Origin of the sequence: Verrucosispora sioxanthis, assembly GCF_010560025.1 — a bacterium.
Classification (GTDB): domain Bacteria; phylum Actinomycetota; class Actinomycetes; order Mycobacteriales; family Micromonosporaceae; genus Micromonospora; species Micromonospora palythoicola.
Genome location: NZ_SAIY01000005.1, coordinates 149,299 through 166,262, shown reverse-complemented (window position 1 = coordinate 166,262; position 16,964 = coordinate 149,299). Strand labels below are relative to the sequence as shown.

The window sequence follows — 16,964 nt, the reverse complement described above, 5'->3', positions numbered from 1 at the left end:
GTTGCTGCGTCCGGTCGTGCCGAGGTCATGGGCTTCCGATCGGATAGCCTGCCCGGTGGCACCGCGCCGGTGGAGCCCTGCTGTCGGCTCTTGATGGCTGGCCGCAATGCGTTTGCCGTTGTGCGTCGGGTTGGTCCGGATCGTGCGGTTTTCTCATGCCTGTTTCGTCATGGGAGGGATCATGCCTGCGTACATCCTCACCGGCGCACCGGGATCCGGAAAGACGGCCATCCTGCGCCAGTTGGAGATCGACGGCCATACCGTAGTGGAGGAGGCCGCGACCGACGTCATTGCGCTCCAGCAGGCCCTTGGCCGGACGGAGCTGTGGCGAGAGCCTGGTTTCGCGGGCCGAGTGCTGGATCTTCAGCGGAAGAGACAGCTCTTGGCCGAGACCGTCACGCGTGGCGTTGTCTTCGTCGACCGTTCACCGGTCTGCACTCTGGCGTTGTGCCGCTACCTCGATGTGACCGCACCACCTAATCTGTTCGTGGAGATCGAACGTATGGTGGCTGAGCGGTGGTACGGGTCGACCGCCTTCTTCGTACGGCAGCAGGGCTTCATCCAGGCCACCGCCGCTCGTCGGATCAGTTTCGAGGACTCCCTCGCCTTCGAGAAAGTTCATGAGGTTACCTACCGCGAGGCCGGATTCGATCTCATCGACGTTCCGGCAGGACCGCTTCCGGTCCGCGTGGCCGCAGTCCAGCAGTCTGTGGATCGGCTTTGACGCCGGCCGTGAGCGACGTCCGGATCTAGCCGCGAAGCGCTCGTCGCTGAAGGTGACGTCAGTCCTGGCGTGGGACTAGGCAGAAGGGGTGCCCGGCCGGGTCGGTGAGTACCCTGAATCGGTCTCCGTCCGGCTGGTGCTCGGGCTTTGCCGCACCTAGCTCCAGGAGCATGGCCTCAGCTGCGTCGATGTCGTCGACTGCGAAGTCGAGATGTATTTGCTGGGGCACGCTCTGTTCGGGCCAGCGTGGTGGCTGGTAGTCACTGACTCGCTGGAAGCCGATGAACAACCCGTCTTCACGGGTGAGCCCGGCGAACTCGTCGTCAGACTTGGGATGCAATGCGAGTCCGGTGGCCTGCTGGTAGAACGCGGCCAACTCCAGGGGGGCGGCGCAGTCGAGCGTGATCGCCGTGAGGGTCAGCGACGAGCGCACGTGCCACTCCTTGATGACGATGTGCCGGCAACGGGAAGGAGTGTAGGGCGGCGACAACGCACGGACATGCCGCCGTGCGGGTGTGGCAGTGCGCGGTTGAGCGGGTCGTCGTCAGGTGGTGCCGATGCTGGGGGGGCGGGGCGAGGAGGTGATCGAGGGCGTTGTGGAACTCGTTGAAGGTGCGGATTCGGCTGGCTTGGTTCGTGTAGCGGCGGAAGGCTTCGCTGAAGTGCTCGGCTAGGTGGTCGACCTCGTCGGTGGGTTCGGGTGTCTTGATGGTGAGGTAGCTGGCAGCGCCGGCGCCAAGATCGTGGACGACGGCCAGGTCGACGAAGATGTCGCCCGGCTGCAGTATCTCGGTCAGGTCCGGACGGTGCGCCTGATTCAGCGTGGAGGCCAGCACGGTGGCCCGGCCTGGATCGTGGAGGGCGAACAGCGTGATCTCCATGGTGGCGTCGCCGGCGACGGCCAGGGCAAGGTCGGTGAGATGCCGGAAGCTGGTGACGTTGAACAGACCGGCGAAGCCGGCGTGTTCTCGTTGCCACGGGTCCAGCATCGGCCGTAGGGGCACGCAGGCGCGAGCCGGGACAAACCCGATATCCGCGGTGAGCCAGTCGGGCTGCTCGACGTCGACCTCGTACTCCCAGCGGACCAACTGCACCGCCTCACGGTTCATGCCCCGCAGCTGAGCTGCCTCGTCGCGGTAGTAGGCGGGAACGGCGAACCGGCTGCGGCCCGCGGTCAGCTCCCAGGCCAGCGCCCGCCACACCGCCAGGGCCTCACCGTCGCTGTTGTTGATCGCGTATCGACACCACGGGTTCAGGTCCGCATCGTCGGAATATTCCTGCTCCCACAGCCCCGGCCACAGCGGGTCAGGCATATCCGCCTCGTCGGCACGGGCCACGTAGCAGTGCAGCCCGTCGCGGCGCTCGTGTGCGAACCTCAGGAACGGCTCCGGATCTGTCACCACATCAGGATGTCGGACAGCCAGCCGTCGTTACCGAACCAGCCCGGTGCCGAGCGTGGGCGACAACCTCGTCTGGCATCCGCCGATCGCGCCAGCCGGCGAGGCTTCGGGGAGACGGGAGGCTGCTTGCCCGTACGATCTCGGCCGTGCATACCACCCCGCTGGCTCCGATCGACATGGATGCGGTCTTCCCGCAGTTGCGTGGGTTCGCGCGGACGACCATTCGGCCGCATTCACGTAAGGGTTCGCCGTCGGTCGAGCAGAGCTCCGTGGGCGGGCCGCTGTTGTGGCCGGCGAACGAGCCCTGGCCGACCTGTGACGGTGACGGTGACGGTCTGGACGATCATCCCGCTGAGGCTGAGGTGCCACTCGTGCCGGTCCTGCAACTGCTCGCCGACGATGTGCCCGAGTTGCCGTTCCGGAGGGCTCGGATGTGGCGCGTCGGGTGGAGGCTGACCACGGCTGGGAGTACGACACCGACCTGGCGGTCGCTTCCGGGATCAAGGTCGGCGGCTACCCCGGCTGGACGCAGTCGCCTGACTGGCCGGTCTGCCCGTGCGGGCTTCGGATGGAGCACCTGCTCACCATCGCCAGCTGGGAGTTCAGCCGGGGCGACGAGCGGCGTTGGGTCCCGCTGGAGGACCGGCCCACAATGGCCGGATGGGGCTTCGACAGTTCGGATGAGCATCCGTGGCGGTCACTCCAGAACCCTGCAGGATTGATGCTCGGCGACGCCGGCGGCGTCTACATCTTCGTCTGCACATCATGCCCGCAGCGTCCCCACGACCACCGATTCGACTGCTCCTGACTCAACAGGAGCCACGCTGGTGCGCGGACCACGGTCTTGACCCGCTGACCGTGGTGTGGGTGGACAATCGAGCGGCACGTTCGCTGGCTGCAGCGGATGGATCCGTAGCGGAGCGGAGCGCTGATGATCACGGGATACGACACGGTTCTCATCACGGGCGCGCCGGTCGACGCTGGCATTCGAGTGATGCTGGACGATCTGCATGGCAGATGGCCAAATATGGTGGTCGCCCTGGGCGGGGACCACGTCGGGCCCTTTCTTCCATGGCGGACGACGCGGGCGCAGGTACCGGCTGGCGCAGGTGAGGTGTACATCGCCCGCGATGCGGAGATGGAGCGGCGCTGGGACGATCTCGGGTACTCGCTAATGGAGCACGCCGAGGGACCGTTCGCAGTGCTCTACCAGTCCGCCAGCCAGCTGGCGGTCGAGATCCAGCTCAATGACGATCCCTACGAACGAAGAGGATTTGGCTTCGAACTCTACCCGGCGACGTTGGTCACCGCCGGCTTGTCGCTGGTCACTCTCGTCACGCCGGACATGGACAGCCCTTTCAGCCAAAGTCTGCTCCACGCACTTAGACAGGCGCTGATCAGTCGAGCAGGCGGCTGATCCTTCCGCTGCGACCTATCGCTGAGCATCCTCTTCTGCCGCAAACCGATCGTCACGCTACGTGACGGCGGCTGGGTGGGTCGAACGCTCGGCCGTGCCGGATTGAGTTCACGTGATGCCGGTCGCAAATCTCGCGTTGGCCTGTCGCCCGTGACTGCCGGTTATCCGTCGGTTCGACTCGTGTCTCGGTCTTAACCATGATCGAGACCGGTCAGACCGAATGTGTCCTTCGGATGTTGGATTCTGTGCAGCGGGCTCAGGTGGCGCTTGCGGCGATGGCCGCGTACCTGCGGTCCGGGCGGTCCGGGAACTGCTGTCGCAGGCGCTGAAGCTCGGTGAAGCCGGCCTTCGTCAGGAGGGCGGCGAACTCGTCCACCGGCCAGCGGTACGCAGTGAGGACCTTGTGGTCGAACGCGGCCACCTCGTCGTCGCTGTCGAAGAACCCGATCACCAACCTCCCGGAAGGGGTCAGCATCCGGCGGAACTCGGTGAGCACCTGGTCCAGTTCCGGTGGCGGCAGGTGAATTGTCGAGTACCAGGAGAGGATGCCGACCACCGAGTGGTCGGGGACGTCCAGTTCGGTCATCGAGCCGAGCCGGAACGCCGGCCCGGGAAAGTTCGCTCGGGCGTGGTCGATGAACTCACGGACCAGGTCGATGCCGGTCACGTCGACGCCGAGCGAATGCAGGTAGGCGGTCCAGTGCCCGGGGCCGCAACCGAGATCGAGCACCGCGCCATCCAGGCCGGCGAGGTGGCCCCCGACGAGGGCCGTGTCGCCCACGTGGGCCTGCCAGCCGCCGTCGAACAGAGCGATGTACTGCTCTGACATCGACGAATAGGCATCCCGTACCGACTGTACGCTCACCGCAACACTGTAGACCGGGCGCAGGATGCTCAAGTGCGCTTGAGTACGGCGGCTCAGGCGGCCGGCGGCGGCCGGTTCATAGGTTGACACCCATGACCTCGACCATCGAACTCGAACGCCTCGTCCGGACATCAGACCTGCACAGCCGGCGCGGTCGTCACAGCCGCCCTGGCCACTATCGGGGGTGGCTCGTTGCCCTGGCCGTCGCCACTACCTCCGCCGCGATCACTGCGGTGACCACCGCCATCGTTGCCTGAGGATGAACATGTGGTGCCGGTTCGAGGACGCCGGTCGGGATCCACGTGACGCTCTGAGCTCGATCGCATTTTCACTGTCATGCCGCGAACCGTCCGCTACGTACCGCCACCCTCAGTAGCAAAGGGCAAGCCCGTTTCCAGACGGCCCAGGTGGATGACTCGCGCTCGACTACTGTGCACGCGTGCCCATGTCTGTGGACCTGTCGACTTCGGCTTCGCGCCGGGAAGCACTCCGGATGGTGGACGTCGGTGACCCGCGTCCCCGCCGCGGGATGCTGCGAAAGATTTCGACCTCGAAAGGGCCTGGCGCGAGGGTCCGGACGGCGGCGAGGCTGACGAGTACGAGCAGATCTATGTAGCTGCCTTCCTGCTGTTCCTGATTGGTGATCCCGCAGACTCGTCCCGCCTGTAGGCCGCACAGTTTCACACTGGTGATATGGACTTGGGCAGCGGCTTCGACGCCCTGCTCTCGATCGACCCGTGGCGTGCCGAGTGCCCCGGCTTCCTGGTAGCCGGGGCACTCTTGCCCCACGTCGAGTGGATCAGCGCGGCATACCGCCCAGGAACGCGTCAGACACGCCGTTGGTGTCGCCCGGTACCAGGTTCGTGGCCATCGAGGCGAAGGCGACGTGTCGGCCGTCCCAGCTGACCACCCCGTTGTAGCTGCCGCCGTTGCCCTGTCCGCCGTCGGCCGCCAGGCTGGCCCGGACGGTCGTTCCGGCGCGCAGGTCTCGTAGGAACACGTCGGCTACTCCGTTGGTGTCGCCGGGCACCAGGTTGGTGGCGTCGGACGTGAACGCCACGATCCGGCCGTCCGCGCTCATCATCGGGCCGTAACTGCTGCCGCCGTTGCCCTGTCCGCAGTTGGCCGCCAGGCTGGCCCGGACGGTCGTTCCGGCGCGCAGGTCTCGTAGGAACACGTCGGCTACTCCGTTGGTGTCGCCGGGCACCAGGTTGGTGGCGTCGGACGTGAACGCCACGATCCGGCCGTCCGCGCTCATCATCGGGCCGTAACTGCTGCCGCCGTTGCCCTGTCCGCAGTTGGCCGCCAGGCTGGCCCGGACGGTCGTTCCGGCGCGCAGGTCTCGTAGGAACACGTCGGCTACTCCGTTGGTGTCGCCGGGCACCAGGTTGGTGGCGTCGGACGTGAACGCCACGATCCGGCCGTCCGCGCTCATCATCGGGCCGTAACTGCTGCCGCCGTTGCCCTGTCCGCAGTTGGCCGCCAGGCTGGCCCGGACGGTCGTTCCGGCGCGCAGGTCTCGTAGGAACACGTCGGCTACTCCGTTGGTGTCGCCGGGCACCAGGTTGGTGGCGTCGGACGTGAACGCCACGATCCGGCCGTCCGCGCTCATCATCGGGGAGACGGTTACCGCGTTCGCCTGTGTGCCCGTAGTGGATACGTTCACCCGCCGGAGGCTACCGGTACGTATATCACGGATGAAAACGTCGGCTACGCCGTTGGTGTCGCCGGGAACCAACGGCGCCCCAGAGGTGAACGTCACGTACCGGCCGTTGGCGCTGATCGACGGTGCGTCCGACGGCGCGTCGGCGTTCGTGCCGCTGACCCGGACGGTGGTACCGGCTCGCCGGTCACGCAGGAAGATGTCGGCTACTCCGTTGGTGTCACCCGGCACCACGTTGGTGGCTTCGGAGACGAACGCCACGAATCGAGCGTCGGTGCTGATGGCGGGTGCGTAACTGCGGGCATTGGTCTGGGTGCTGCCATTGGTCAGTGTGACCCGGCTGGTGCTGCCCGTGCGGCGGTCGTGGACGAAGCCGTCGGAGGACCCGTTGGTGTCGCCAGGCACCAAATTGGTGGCGTCAGAGGTGAAGGAGACGTATCGGCCGTCCGGGCTCAGGGAGTGGCCGTAGCTGGAGCTGTCGCCCGGAGATCCCTCAGTGGACTGGCTGACGCGGCTCGGGTGCCGATTCGGCGGTCGCGGACCAGCACGTCCCAGGTGTTGTTGGTGTCGTCAGGCGTCAGGTTCGGCGAGGCGGAGGTGAAGGCGACATACCGGCCGTCCGCGCTCGCCGCGAAGGGCTCGCTGCGGTACTCGGTGGCCTGGCCGCCCTTGCTGTCCACGCTGACTCGGGTGGTAGCTGGCGGTGCGGCGGCGGAGGCGGCAGGTGCGACGCCGACGGCGAGGCTGCCGAGCACGGCTACGCCGGCAGCGGCGGTGCTGATCGGGCGGTGCAGGCGAAATCGTACGGTCCTGCGAGTCGTGGCGGGTGTCTCGAATTGTGTCGTCATACCTGGTTGGTCTCGGACTGGAGCGCGATTGTTCACCCACGTCCGGTACCCGATAGTTCTGTCGCCGCCGGGCGTGCGCCGGTCCCCGGCACGTCCATAACCTTCGGTAGCCGTCGACCTCTGGCCTGGCAGCTACGAGAACGCCCGGACGTAGCCGAGATGAGGGAGGCGTTCGTCTGGTGAGTCACCGCAGTCCTGCTGCGAGGTCGGCGGCGTTGTCGAACGCGGGTGCCGCCCTTTCTGATTCTTCTTGCGTGAGCGCGACCGAGCCGGCGCGGGCCAGCATCTCGGCCGCAGTCTTTGGATCGTGCAGCACCATCGCGAGTTCGGCGCGGTAGACCAGGACCTCTACCTGATCGACCGGGTCGTCGTCGGCTTGCGGCCGGGCCAACGCGCTGTCGAGGATCCGAACGGCCTGTCCGACGCTTCCCCTGGAATCGGCCTGCACAACAGCATTCGCCAGGGCCTTGGCCAGCCGCCCGGCAGGCGTGGTGGCCGGCACGGGCGCGGTGGCGGCGTCCCGAAGAACGCGGATCCAGTTGCCGCCCGGGTCAATGACACTAAGAGCTCCTAACTCTTTGAGCGCTGCAGCCGGCGCCAGCACACGATGGCGCAGGCGAGGGTGAGGAACGCTTCGTGGATGTCGTCGCGGATCTCCCAGCGGATACGTAGGCGGCGGAACCAGTGCAGCAGGGCGATGGTCTGCTCGACGACAAAGCGGCGGGTGCCGAGGCCGGAGCCGTGGCCGATGCCGCGTCGGGCGATGACGGGTGTGATGCCGCGCGTGCGGAGCTCGCGGCGGTACTTGTCGAAGTCGTAGCCACGGTCGGCGTAGATCCGGTCGGGCCGTTGCCGGGGCCTGCCGCGGATGCCCTTGATCCGTGGGACCTTGTCGACCAGGGGCAGCAGTTGGGTGACGTCGTGGCGGTTGCCGCCGGTCAGGCTGACGGCGAGAGGGATGCCGCCCGCGTCGGTGATGACGTGGTGTTTCGAGCCTGGCTTGCGGCGGTCGACCGGGCTCGGACCGGTTTTGGGCCGCCCTTGAGCGCCCGAACGTGAGAGCCGTCGATCACCGCCCGAGACATGTCCAACTGCCCAGCGGCCCGCAGTCTGCCGAGCAGAACCTCATGCAGTCGTTGCCAGACACCAGCATCATTCCAGTCCCGCAACCTGCGCCAGCACGTCATGCCCGACCCGAACCCAAGCTCCTGGGGCAGGTACTCCCACGGGATCGCGGTGTAGAGCACGAACAGGATCCCGCACAACACCTTCCGATCATCGAGAGGCTTTCGGCCCGGGAACCGGTGCCTACGCGGTGCTCGGGGCGGCAGCAGCGGCGCGATCTCGGCCCACAACTCGTCCGAGACGATCCACGGCGGCTGCTCACCCCTCCTCACGTTCAGACAGAACGACCCTCACGTCCCGAGGACACGCCCACCATCATTTCGTTAGGAACTCTAAACCCGCCCAACCCGCCGGCGTTTTCCGCGCCCGAGGCCGGGTCATCCGCGGCGTTCCGGACACCAGTACCTTGCCGTACGCGGCGCGCATGCCGGCGGCAAACGCCGAGTGCAGTCCCTCGATGTCCGCGGTGAGGACGAGACAGGATCCATAGGACTGCTCCGGGTCAAACCCGGCGATCCCGAAGAACTGCAGATGCAGGTCTTCCCGCTGCACCCCCACACACGCGTTGGGCTTGCGCTGCTTGTACGTGGTGCGAAAACCGAGAGCTCCGTAGAAGGTTTCGAATCGATGACGTTGCCGACGGCGAGGGCGTAGAGGACGCCGGCGGTGGGTTCGCTGGCGGCGGCGAGGTAGGCGTCCTGATCTCGGATATCCGCGAAACGGGCAGACCCGTGTCACTCCTGTCACCGCTGTCCCCCGTGTCCGTTGAACTGCCCAGACCCGAGCCGTTAGGTGACACCTCTGCTGGGAACAGACCTGCGCGGAGGGCGCTCGGAGGCTGGGCCGAATCGTTGATCACGACAGGCCGTCCGTTGGGCAGTCGAGGCCGAGGTGGCTGAACCCGGAGCAGTGTCGCGCGGGCCTGACGGCAGTTTGGATCGCCGCAGCCGGGGGATCACAGGCGGCATGACGTCGACAATCACCCCGTACGAGGATGGGCCGCTGATCGTCCGCGGCGACTTCGAGTTACGCACACCGGACGGCACGCCCATCGCACCGGGCCGGGCGACGATCGCCCTGTGCCGGTGCGGAAAGTCGACCCTCAAGCCCTTCTGCGACGGCACCCACAAGGTGATCAACTTCCGTGCCGGCGCCGATCGTGACACCCAGAAGCCGCGATGAACCCACCGAGACGCCCGGGACGCGCCCGCACCGATCGACGCCGGACACCGGGTTTCTGGCAATCGGGAGCGGGGACAGGCGGCGGGGCGGCTGTGCGGGGAGGCCAGCGTGGTTGAGTCTGGTGATGACCGTCGCTATGGTCCGGCGCCGCTGCCGCAGCCACGCGGGCCGGTCTCCGCGGCGCTGCACGACGCGCTCATGTCCGCCCCGCACGACCTGTCCGCGGACCTGGCCTCCGAGTTCGACGGGGTGGACCCGATCGATGACGAGGACCTTCAGCTCACCCTGTTCCTCTGCTACGAGCTGCACTACCGCGGTTGGCGCGGCGTGGACGACCGGTGGGAGTGGCAGCCGTCGCTGATCGCGCTGCGCAGCCGCGCCGAAGCGGTCTTCGAAGCGGCCGTGCGCGCGCTCGCCGGCCCGCAGCCCTCGCTCCTCGACGGGCGAACAACGGCCTCCGCTCTCGCCGCTGTGGTGGCGGCCGACGACGGCCCGGCGCTCTCCGCGTACCTGCAACGGCGGGCGACCCGCGAGCAGTTCCGTGAGTTCGTCACGCACCGCTCGATCTACCACCTTCGAGAGGCGGACCCGCACAGCTGGGCTCTGCCTCGGCTGGGCGGCCCGGCAAAGGCCGCACTGGTCGAGATCCAGGTCGACGAGTACGGCGGTGGCCGGCTCGACCGCATGCACGCCGAACTGTTCCGCGTCACCCTGGAGCGGCTCGGCCTGGACACCGGGTACGGGGCCTATCTGGACGCGGTGCCCGCGGTGACCCTGGCGGGCAACAACCTGATGTCGCTGTTCGGGCTGCACCGCCGGTTGCGCGGGGCGCTGCTCGGGCACCTCGCCGCCTACGAGATGACCTCGTCACTGCCGAACCGTCGCTACGGGCGGGGCCTGCGGCGCCTCGGTTTCGACGAGGCGGCCACCCGTTTCTACGACGAGCACGTCGAGGCGGACGCGGTGCACGAGCAGATCGCCGCGCACGACATGTGCGGCGGGCTGGTCCGGGTCGAGCCGCACCTCGCCGCCGACGTGCTCTTTGGGGCTTCCGCCGCCCTGGCGCTGGACCGTCTCTTCGCCGCCTGGATTCTGGACAGCTGGCAGGCCGGCCGCAGGTCCCTGCGTCCCCGCGGTCCCGGCGCGCCGATCACTTTCCACGTCGAGGAGCCGCATCGCGCCACCGGCTCGGAGACGGCGAGCCTGATGACCGGCCTGGCCTGTTGAGCCGCGAGCGGTGCCGGCCCTTTCGAGCGCGACGAAACGGGCACCGGCAGGACCATCGTCGTGCGGGAGGCAGAGTTGTCGTTTGACGCGAGCGCCTACGGGCGGTACGTGGCCGACGTGTATGACGAGACCTACGCGTATCTGACTCCGGACAGCGCCGTGCAGGTCCTGGCCGAGCTGGCCGAGGGCGGGCCGGTCTGCGAGTTCGGCATCGGCACCGGTCGCCTGGCGCTTCCGCTGGTCGAACGCGGCCTGACGGTCGCCGGCATCGAGGGTTCCTCCGACATGGTGGCGGGCCTGCGGAGCAAGGCGGGCGGCGACCGGATCGACGTGGCGGTGGGGGACTTCACCCACACCCGCGTACCCGGCGACTTCGCGTTGGTCCTCCTCGCCTTCAACACCGTTTTCGCGCTGCCCGACCAGGCCGCGCAGGTGGCTTGCTTCCGCAACGCGGCCGCTCACCTGCGTCCCGGAGGTCGGTTCGTGGTCGAGGCCTGGGTGCCGGACCCGGCGGCGTTCCGCAACGGCTCGGCACTGCGTCCGGTACGGGTCGCGGAGGACGAGGTTCTGCTGGAGGCGGCGCTCCTGCACCCCGCCGAGCAGAGGATGACCACCACCAAGGTTCGGCTGACCGCGGGCGGGGTCCACCTGTTGCCGGCGAACCACCGGTACGCCTGGCCGGCGGAGCTGGACCTGATGGCCGAGCTGGCCGGGCTGCGCCGCGAACACCGGTGGGCCGGTTGGACGCGCCTGCCGTTCGGCGACGACAGCCGGGAACACGTGAGCGTCTACCGCCGGGCGGATTCGGCATGACCGGCGCCGCCCGGCTGCGACCGATACCGATGTCGTACGTGCTGCCGATCCGGCGGATGGACGACAGCGACCCGGAGCAGTTGACCGACTACCTACGCTGGCTCGCCGCCCGGGTGGAGGTGATCGTGGTGGACGGGTCGCCGCCCGAGGTCTTCGCCCGCCACCACCGACGGTGGCATCCGCTGGTCCGACACCTGCCGCCCGACCCGAGCCTGTCCGGCCGGAACGGCAAGGTGCTCGGCGTGCTGACCGGTGTGCCGGCGGCCACGCACGAGGACGTGGTGATCGCCGACGACGACGTCCGCTACGACGAGGACGGACTGCGCGAGGTCCGGCGTCTCCTGCGACGGGCGGACCTGGTGCAACCCCAGAACCACTTCGACCCGCTTACCTGGCACGCCTACTGGGACACCGGGCGGATCCTGCTCAACCGGGCGATCGGCGCGGACTTTCCCGGAACCCTCGCGGTGCGGCGCAGCGTCTTCCTCGCCGCCGGTGGCTACGACCCCGAAGTCCTTTTCGAGAACCTCGAGCTGATCCGGACCGTGCGAGCCTTCGGCGGCAGCGTGGTGGCCCCCGCCGGGCTGTACGTCCGGCGCCTGCCTCCCACCACGCGACACTTCGCCGCCCAGCGCGTTCGCCAGGCGTACGACGAACTCGCCCAGCCGGTGCGGCTGGTGGCCGCGCTGCTCGTAATACCCGGGGTGGCGGCGGCGGTCGCCGCCCGGCGTCCGGGGCTGCTGGCCGCGGCTGCGGCGGCGGTCATCGGAGTGGCCGAGACCGGCCGGCGCAAGGCCGGCGGTCCGGCGGTCTTCCCGCCGGCAACCGCGGTGCTGGCGCCCCTCTGGTTGATCGAGCGCGGCGTGTGCAGCTGGCTCGCGGTCGCCCAGGGCGTGTTCTGTGGTGGCGTGCGCTACGCCGGCGGGCGGCTCGGCCGCGCCGCCCACTCCACGCGGACCCTGCGGCGGCGGCTCGCCGCATCGATTGCTGAATCACCCAAGATCGGCCTTCCAGGGCTGAACGACCCTGAGGCACTGGCCAAGTTCACGACCGTCCGGTGACCACTCTGGACCCGCGCTCCGCTCGCGACATACGCGAAAATCTTTTTGACGGGTGACCGCCGTTCATGACTGGGTGCCGTTCCGCATGTACCGCGACTACGACGGCACATCGTTGCGCTTCGGCTCGCCCGCTGCGAGCCCATCTACCGAGGCTACGGCCTTGCGCAAAGCGCTCGCCGCGGAGACCAGTTTGGTGCCCGACCGCTGTGGCGTTCGGACGCAGTCATGGCCGGGCGGCCTGCGGGATCGCCCAGGGTTAGGCTCGTCACGTGCCGGCGCTCATCGAGGTCGTGTCCGTCATCAACGCCACGCCGAGTGTGGTGTTCGACCTGACCCTCGACCTGGATGTCCACACCGCGTCCCTGCCTGCCAGCCGTGAGACGGCCACGACCAGCAGCGGACGACGTCAACTCGCCCTCGGCGACGAGGTCACTTTCCACGCCCGTCATTTCGGACTGGCCTGGCGCATGACCAGCCGAATCACCGCCTACTGGTCTTCCCCTGAGATGTGGACAAAGTCTCTACAAGATCCGGGGCGGGTCAGGATACGGGTTCTCCTGGTCACCGGGTGATGATTCGTCGGATGGTGGCGATCTGGTTGGCCCAGCCGTCGATGCGGATGATCGTGACGGTGGTGCCGGTGCGGGGGCGTGGATGATGAGTCCGTCGCCGAGGTACATGCCGACGTGGCGTGGGTTGGTCATGCTGCCGTGGCTGCCGGGGATGAGGATGAGGTCGCTGGGCAGCAGGAGTGCGGGGTCGGTGACCTGGTGGCCGGTGTGGGCTTGGTCGGTGGTGATGCGGGGGATGGTGATGCCGGCTGCCCGGTAGGCGGCCTGCGTCAGCGATGAGCAGTCGCACTGCTGGGCGGGGTCGCCGGAGTGCGGGTCGGTGCAGGCGCCGCCGAAGTGGTACGGGGTGCCGATCTGGTGCATGGCCCAGCCGATGGCGGTCGTGACGGCGGGTGGGGTGTGCGTGGGTAGCGTGAACTGGTCGGGTAGGGGACCGAGTGCGTCGGTGGCGCAGGTGGTGAGGGTGCCGGTCAGGTGCTCCACCAGGTGCAGCGCTTCGTCGGTCCATGTGGCGTAGGCGTGCGGGAAGGCGGAGACCTGGATCGTCTGGGCGGCGCGGCTGAGCGGCATGGACTCCCACCCGGGGACGGTGAGGAGCTTGTCGTAGAACTGTGCGGCTTGGTAGGCGGGGTTCGACAGGTGTGTGGTGGTGCCCCAGCCTTGGCTAGGGCGTTGTTGGAACACGCCGATGGAGTCGTGGTCGTTGCGGTCGCCGAGGTGCGCCAGGTTCCGTAGGCCGGATTCCTGAATGGCGGTGGCGACGGCGATGACCCAGCCCCACCGGGGTACGCCTTTGGCGACGCCGACGTCGATGATGGTCGCGGCGATGTCCAGCTGCTCGGTGTCCCACGCGCCGGATGGGGGACCGGTGAGCCGTAGGGCGGGCACGACACCGCATCCGCCGGGGCCGCCACCGGTGACGGCAGAGAGCAGGAGTACGGGCAGGCCGAGGCAGGCGACGATGATCACGGCGACGACCGATGAGGATTTTGCGCCGGTGAGGCTCCGGATGCGGCAGCGGAGTTCCAGGGCACGAGCATCGAGCCCGATGGCGGTGTTCCGTTCACGCTCGAACTGGTCTTTAGACCGTATGCGTTCCTGGAGGTCGGCGATGATGTTGCCGATGCCACTGGTCGTGCATGGCGCTTCGATGGCCCGTGGACCTGGGCCGCTTATGACGGCGCGCAGGGAGTGCCGGCCTGGCCCCTGGCCCTACTGGTCGGCGGGGCGGATCCGGCGGCAGTCGTGGCCGCGACCGCTACCGGTTCGTACGAGGCCGAAGTCACCCGCTGGCGCCGAGCGGCCGGCTTGCAAGACGACGCCCAGCCCCGCTGAGCAGGCCACTGCCGCCTACAGCTACCAGCGGCCGGCCAGGTGTCCCGATCTGCCGCGAACCGCTTGTCACCGAGGGCGGCATTGAAGCCGGCCGGTGCCCGCGTGCGGTCCTGCCGAGGTGGGGCCTGGACGATGAGCCATGATGGGGCTATGCCACGCACGGACAGAGCCTCGCGGGTGATCGCGGCCCCTCCCGATCGTGTCTACGCTGCGCTCGTCGATCCAGACGCCCTCGTCGCGTGGCTTCCGCCCGCGGGGATGAGCGGCAGGTTCGAACGGTTCGATGCCCGGCCGGGTGGGTCGTACCGGATGGTGCTTACCTACGCGGACGCCTCGACCGCGTCGGGCAAGGCCACCGCGGACTCCGACATCGTCGAGGCGCGCTTCGTTGACATCGTCCCCGGTGTCCGGGTGGTGCACGCCGTCAACTTCGTCGCCGACGATCCCGAGACGATGACCTGGGAGGTCGAGGCAACCGGCGATGGGACGCGGGTGGACATCCGAGCCGATGACGTGCCCTCTGGCGTCTCCGCAGAGGATCACGCGGCCGGGCTCGCGTCCTCGCTGGCAAACCTCGCCGTCCACGTTGAACGGTAACCCCGTCGCGAGATGGCGGATCCGGACTGAACACGTCATAGCCGCGAGTCGCGCATTACGTGGGGTCACGGCCGGGCGCCTGCCTGTGCTGCCCCTCTCCGCCCTCTGGAGCCCCGCGGCCAGGTACGGATGCGGGGCGGTCGGCACAGTCGTCAGGTGCGGGTCTGCAGCCAGGCCCGGAGCCGGTCCAGCAGGTCCCGGTTGGGCGGCGGCGGCAGGGCTCGGAGCAGTTCGTCCTCGCTCGCGGGACGCGCCGTCAACGCCGCATCCCGCAGCAGCGACCGGCCGACGGCGACGCCGCCGGTGACACCGACGTCCACATCCCCCCGGCGGAGCACGTACCCGTGGCTGTCCTCGCGCCGGACGTACGTGAGCCCGGCGCCCTCGGACGTGCAGGCGGCCTGGAAGCACGGGTCCTGCCCGGCGAACGTGACGTGCAGCGCCACGCGCACACTGGCGACGCCGCCAGTGTGGTCGGCGGGTGCGTAGCCCACGCCCCGAGGGATGCCGAGTGGCTGGGCCCGGTAACCCGGCAGGCCGACCACGAACAGGTCGGCCGGCCGTTCCTCGGTGGGCAAATCGACGGCGGTCGCCGGGCGTAGCGTGCGGGTGGCGCGGCGCAGCAGGTCGCGGTCGACGGCCAGCGAGCCGAGGACGACGACACCGCGGTCGCCGCGGGTCACCTGGTATCCGTGCTCGACAACCCCGCGAAGATAGACCGCCCCACCCGGTTCAGTGGCGCAGCTCTCTACCGCCGGGGCGGCATCGAGGTACGGCTGGCCGCACTCCCCCCGCGCGTCGCCGACAACCGGGCCAGCGATCACGTTGACGTGGCGCGCCGGCGGCACCGCGGCCGGGTCGGCGGGCACGAAATCCCCGGCGCCCAGTTCACCGCCGTAGGCGGAATCGACGGGGCGGTATCCGGGGACCTCGACCACGTACGCGGCCCGGCGGTCCTGGGCCGCGTACCGCAGCCGCTCGGCGACCTCGCCCGGGCCGGAACGGGCGAGCGCAACCACGCCGAGGCCCAGGAGGCCGACCAGCGTGAGCCCGGCGGCGAGCCGCGGCCGCCACCCGCGCAGCAGCAGCCCAGCGACGAGGACGTGTGGCACGCCGCCCAGGAGCATGGTGAGCGTCCTGTCGGAGCTGACGCCGAGCCCCACCTCGTCGGTCCAGCGCCAGCCGAGCCGGGCCAGGGCCAGCCCACCGACGAAGACCAGCAGCACCCAGAGGCCGGGACGGGCACCGAGGACCGTGACGGACGCCGTGGACCGGGCAATCAGCCACAGCAACCCCATGGCGAGGACCACCACGACCAGCAGCCCGACCAGCACCGCGCGCCAGCCGACGAAGAGCAGCGGGCCCAGCGCGGGGATGGCAGTGGTCAGCAGCGCCGACCCGAGCAGCCACACCGCGCCGAGCTGCCCCAGAACACGCCACCCGGGTGCCGACGGGCCGCCCCAGGCCCCCGCGACGTCCGGCTCCGCACCCATACAGGACGTTGTAGCAGCAGGCCGCCATCCGCCGCGATGCGACGAGGACACCAGCCTCTACATCGATCGCAACTGTCGGCGACTTCGGCGACCGCGCCGGCGGTTGGCAGTCGTCCGCGACGCCTCAACACGCTCGCAGGCGAGCGCAAGAGGTACGTAGCGACGACCACCGCGGATCTCATTGCCGCAGGCGAATCCCAGACGACGGAGTTCAAGTCCAGCGGCCGATGGAACCCCCACACCAACCAGTACGACCCGAAGCTCGGGCAGATCCTCGTCAAGACCGTGTGCGGATTCCTCAACGCCGAGGGCGGTGTCCTACTCATCGGCGTCGAGGACGACGGCGGGTCCTCGGCATCGAGGGTCCGCGTCACTGGCGGCCTGCGACGCGGACAGGATCTTGTCCCACGTTCCGTCACGTTGCCAGCGGCGGAACAGGCCGTAGGCCGTCTGCCAGGGCCCATACTCAGCCGGGACGTCGCGCCACGGGGGACCCGATCCGGGATCCGTCACCGGATCCCGTCAAAGAGCTGCCGTCTGTCCCACTTCGGCGGCCGGCCACTGCCCGACGCGGCAGGCAGCAGCGCAGGGAGCCGCTGCCACTGGACGTCGGTGAGGTCGAGCCGCCTCGTCACCGCTCGG

The 16,964-nt window shown here is 68.8% G+C and carries 18 protein-coding genes and 4 pseudogenes; 11 read left to right on the top strand and 11 right to left on the bottom strand.

The features are described 5' to 3' along the window. Positions 1-181 precede the first annotated feature (181 nt). The gene (locus ENC19_RS16565; protein ID WP_164448071.1) at positions 182-724 is read left to right on the top strand and encodes an AAA family ATPase; all 543 of its coding nucleotides are present in this window, start codon (positions 182-184) and stop codon (positions 722-724) included. Positions 725-782: 58 nt separating this feature from the next. Here ENC19_RS16565 and ENC19_RS16560 read toward each other — a convergent pair whose 3' ends face one another. Both ENC19_RS16560 and ENC19_RS16555 read right to left on the bottom strand, forming a co-directional pair. After that, positions 783-1,157 carry a VOC family protein gene (locus ENC19_RS16560; RefSeq protein WP_164448070.1) on the bottom strand — a complete coding sequence of 125 codons (375 nt, stop codon included), beginning with the start codon at positions 1,155-1,157 and terminating at the stop codon, positions 783-785. Next, entirely contained in the window at positions 1,048-2,124 is a 1,077-nt protein-coding gene (locus ENC19_RS16555) for a hypothetical protein (protein WP_235944839.1), read from the bottom strand. Before ENC19_RS16555 ends, ENC19_RS16560 begins: the two co-directional genes overlap by 110 nt. A 445-nt stretch (positions 2,125-2,569) precedes the next feature. On the opposite strand from ENC19_RS16555, the gene ENC19_RS29550 reads away from it, so the two are divergent. Continuing rightward, positions 2,570-2,932 carry a hypothetical protein gene (locus tag ENC19_RS29550; protein WP_208020930.1) on the top strand — a complete coding sequence of 121 codons (363 nt, stop codon included), beginning with the start codon at positions 2,570-2,572 and terminating at the stop codon, positions 2,930-2,932. 123 nt (positions 2,933-3,055) lie between these two features. Next, complete coding sequence (locus ENC19_RS16545; RefSeq protein ID WP_164448069.1) at positions 3,056-3,541, top strand: hypothetical protein; 486 nt, start codon at positions 3,056-3,058, stop codon at positions 3,539-3,541. A gap of 256 nt (positions 3,542-3,797) precedes the next feature. Here the strand turns inward: ENC19_RS16545 and ENC19_RS16540 are convergent, their stop codons facing one another. Continuing rightward, on the bottom strand, positions 3,798-4,406 hold the full coding sequence (locus tag ENC19_RS16540) for a class I SAM-dependent methyltransferase (RefSeq protein WP_309245958.1): 609 nt from the start codon (positions 4,404-4,406) through the stop codon (positions 3,798-3,800). 92 nt (positions 4,407-4,498) lie between these two features. Between ENC19_RS16540 and ENC19_RS16535 the strand changes: the two genes are divergently transcribed. Continuing rightward, entirely contained in the window at positions 4,499-4,663 is a 165-nt protein-coding gene (locus ENC19_RS16535) for a hypothetical protein (RefSeq protein ID WP_164447947.1), read from the top strand. A 542-nt stretch (positions 4,664-5,205) separates the two neighbouring features. On the opposite strand, the gene ENC19_RS16530 is transcribed toward ENC19_RS16535, so the two are convergent. The 5 genes and pseudogenes from ENC19_RS16530 to ENC19_RS16510 form a co-directional block, all read right to left on the bottom strand. Beyond that, positions 5,206-6,330: a TolB family protein gene (locus ENC19_RS16530; RefSeq protein ID WP_164448067.1), complete on the bottom strand. Its 1,125-nt coding sequence runs from the start codon at positions 6,328-6,330 to the stop codon at positions 5,206-5,208. A gap of 191 nt (positions 6,331-6,521) precedes the next feature. Then, positions 6,522-6,917, bottom strand: coding sequence for a hypothetical protein (locus tag ENC19_RS16525; RefSeq protein WP_164448066.1), 396 nt, complete (start codon positions 6,915-6,917; stop codon positions 6,522-6,524). A 184-nt stretch (positions 6,918-7,101) separates the two neighbouring features. Continuing rightward, positions 7,102-7,491, bottom strand: a pseudogene (locus ENC19_RS16520) (VOC family protein); the annotation flags it as partial. Beyond that, a protein-coding gene (locus tag ENC19_RS16515; RefSeq protein ID WP_164447377.1) for an IS5 family transposase occupies positions 7,488-8,287 on the bottom strand; the annotation gives its coding sequence in 2 pieces (ribosomal slippage) (positions 7,488-7,951 and positions 7,951-8,287; 801 coding nt in all). The gene ENC19_RS16515 and the pseudogene ENC19_RS16520, both read right to left, overlap by 4 nt. An 83-nt stretch (positions 8,288-8,370) precedes the next feature. Further along, a pseudogene (locus tag ENC19_RS16510) lies at positions 8,371-8,663 on the bottom strand (VOC family protein); the annotation flags it as partial. 345 nt (positions 8,664-9,008) lie between these two features. Here ENC19_RS16510 and ENC19_RS16505 point away from each other — a divergent pair. The 5 genes from ENC19_RS16505 to ENC19_RS16485 all read left to right on the top strand — a co-directional run bounded on the left by ENC19_RS16505 (position 9,009) and on the right by ENC19_RS16485 (position 12,897). Beyond that, entirely contained in the window at positions 9,009-9,224 is a 216-nt protein-coding gene (locus ENC19_RS16505) for a CDGSH iron-sulfur domain-containing protein (RefSeq protein ID WP_164448065.1), read from the top strand. Positions 9,225-9,314: 90 nt separating this feature from the next. Next, positions 9,315-10,451 (top strand): iron-containing redox enzyme family protein, encoded by a 1,137-nt coding sequence (locus tag ENC19_RS16500; RefSeq protein ID WP_164448365.1) that lies wholly within the window; start codon positions 9,315-9,317, stop codon positions 10,449-10,451. Between the two features lie 75 nt (positions 10,452-10,526). Then, positions 10,527-11,264: a class I SAM-dependent DNA methyltransferase gene (locus ENC19_RS16495; RefSeq protein WP_166458701.1), complete on the top strand. Its 738-nt coding sequence runs from the start codon at positions 10,527-10,529 to the stop codon at positions 11,262-11,264. Continuing rightward, positions 11,261-12,325, top strand: a complete 1,065-nt coding sequence (locus ENC19_RS16490) for a glycosyltransferase (RefSeq protein WP_164448064.1) — start codon at positions 11,261-11,263, stop codon at positions 12,323-12,325. The genes ENC19_RS16495 and ENC19_RS16490 overlap by 4 nt, the downstream gene beginning before the upstream one ends. A 269-nt stretch (positions 12,326-12,594) precedes the next feature. Continuing rightward, positions 12,595-12,897, top strand: a complete 303-nt coding sequence (locus ENC19_RS16485) for an SRPBCC family protein (protein WP_208020929.1) — start codon at positions 12,595-12,597, stop codon at positions 12,895-12,897. On the opposite strand, the gene ENC19_RS16480 is transcribed toward ENC19_RS16485, so the two are convergent. After that, a complete protein-coding gene (locus ENC19_RS16480) occupies positions 12,847-13,866 on the bottom strand; it encodes a C40 family peptidase (protein WP_309245959.1) in 1,020 nt (339 codons plus the stop codon). The genes ENC19_RS16485 and ENC19_RS16480 overlap by 51 nt on opposite strands. Positions 13,867-14,382: 516 nt before the next feature. Here ENC19_RS16480 and ENC19_RS16475 point away from each other — a divergent pair. After that, positions 14,383-14,829 carry an SRPBCC domain-containing protein gene (locus ENC19_RS16475; protein ID WP_164448063.1) on the top strand — a complete coding sequence of 149 codons (447 nt, stop codon included), beginning with the start codon at positions 14,383-14,385 and terminating at the stop codon, positions 14,827-14,829. Between the two features lie 152 nt (positions 14,830-14,981). On the opposite strand, the gene ENC19_RS16470 is transcribed toward ENC19_RS16475, so the two are convergent. Continuing rightward, a complete protein-coding gene (locus ENC19_RS16470; RefSeq protein ID WP_164448062.1) occupies positions 14,982-16,322 on the bottom strand; it encodes a hypothetical protein in 1,341 nt (446 codons plus the stop codon). Positions 16,323-16,425: 103 nt separating this feature from the next. Between ENC19_RS16470 and ENC19_RS16465 the strand changes: the two are divergent. Then, positions 16,426-16,687, top strand: a pseudogene (locus tag ENC19_RS16465) (AlbA family DNA-binding domain-containing protein); the annotation flags it as partial. On the opposite strand, the pseudogene ENC19_RS16460 reads toward ENC19_RS16465, so the two are convergent. Continuing rightward, positions 16,680-16,957, bottom strand: a pseudogene (locus ENC19_RS16460) (transposase); the annotation flags it as partial. The pseudogenes ENC19_RS16465 and ENC19_RS16460 overlap by 8 nt on opposite strands. Positions 16,958-16,964 lie beyond the last annotated feature (7 nt).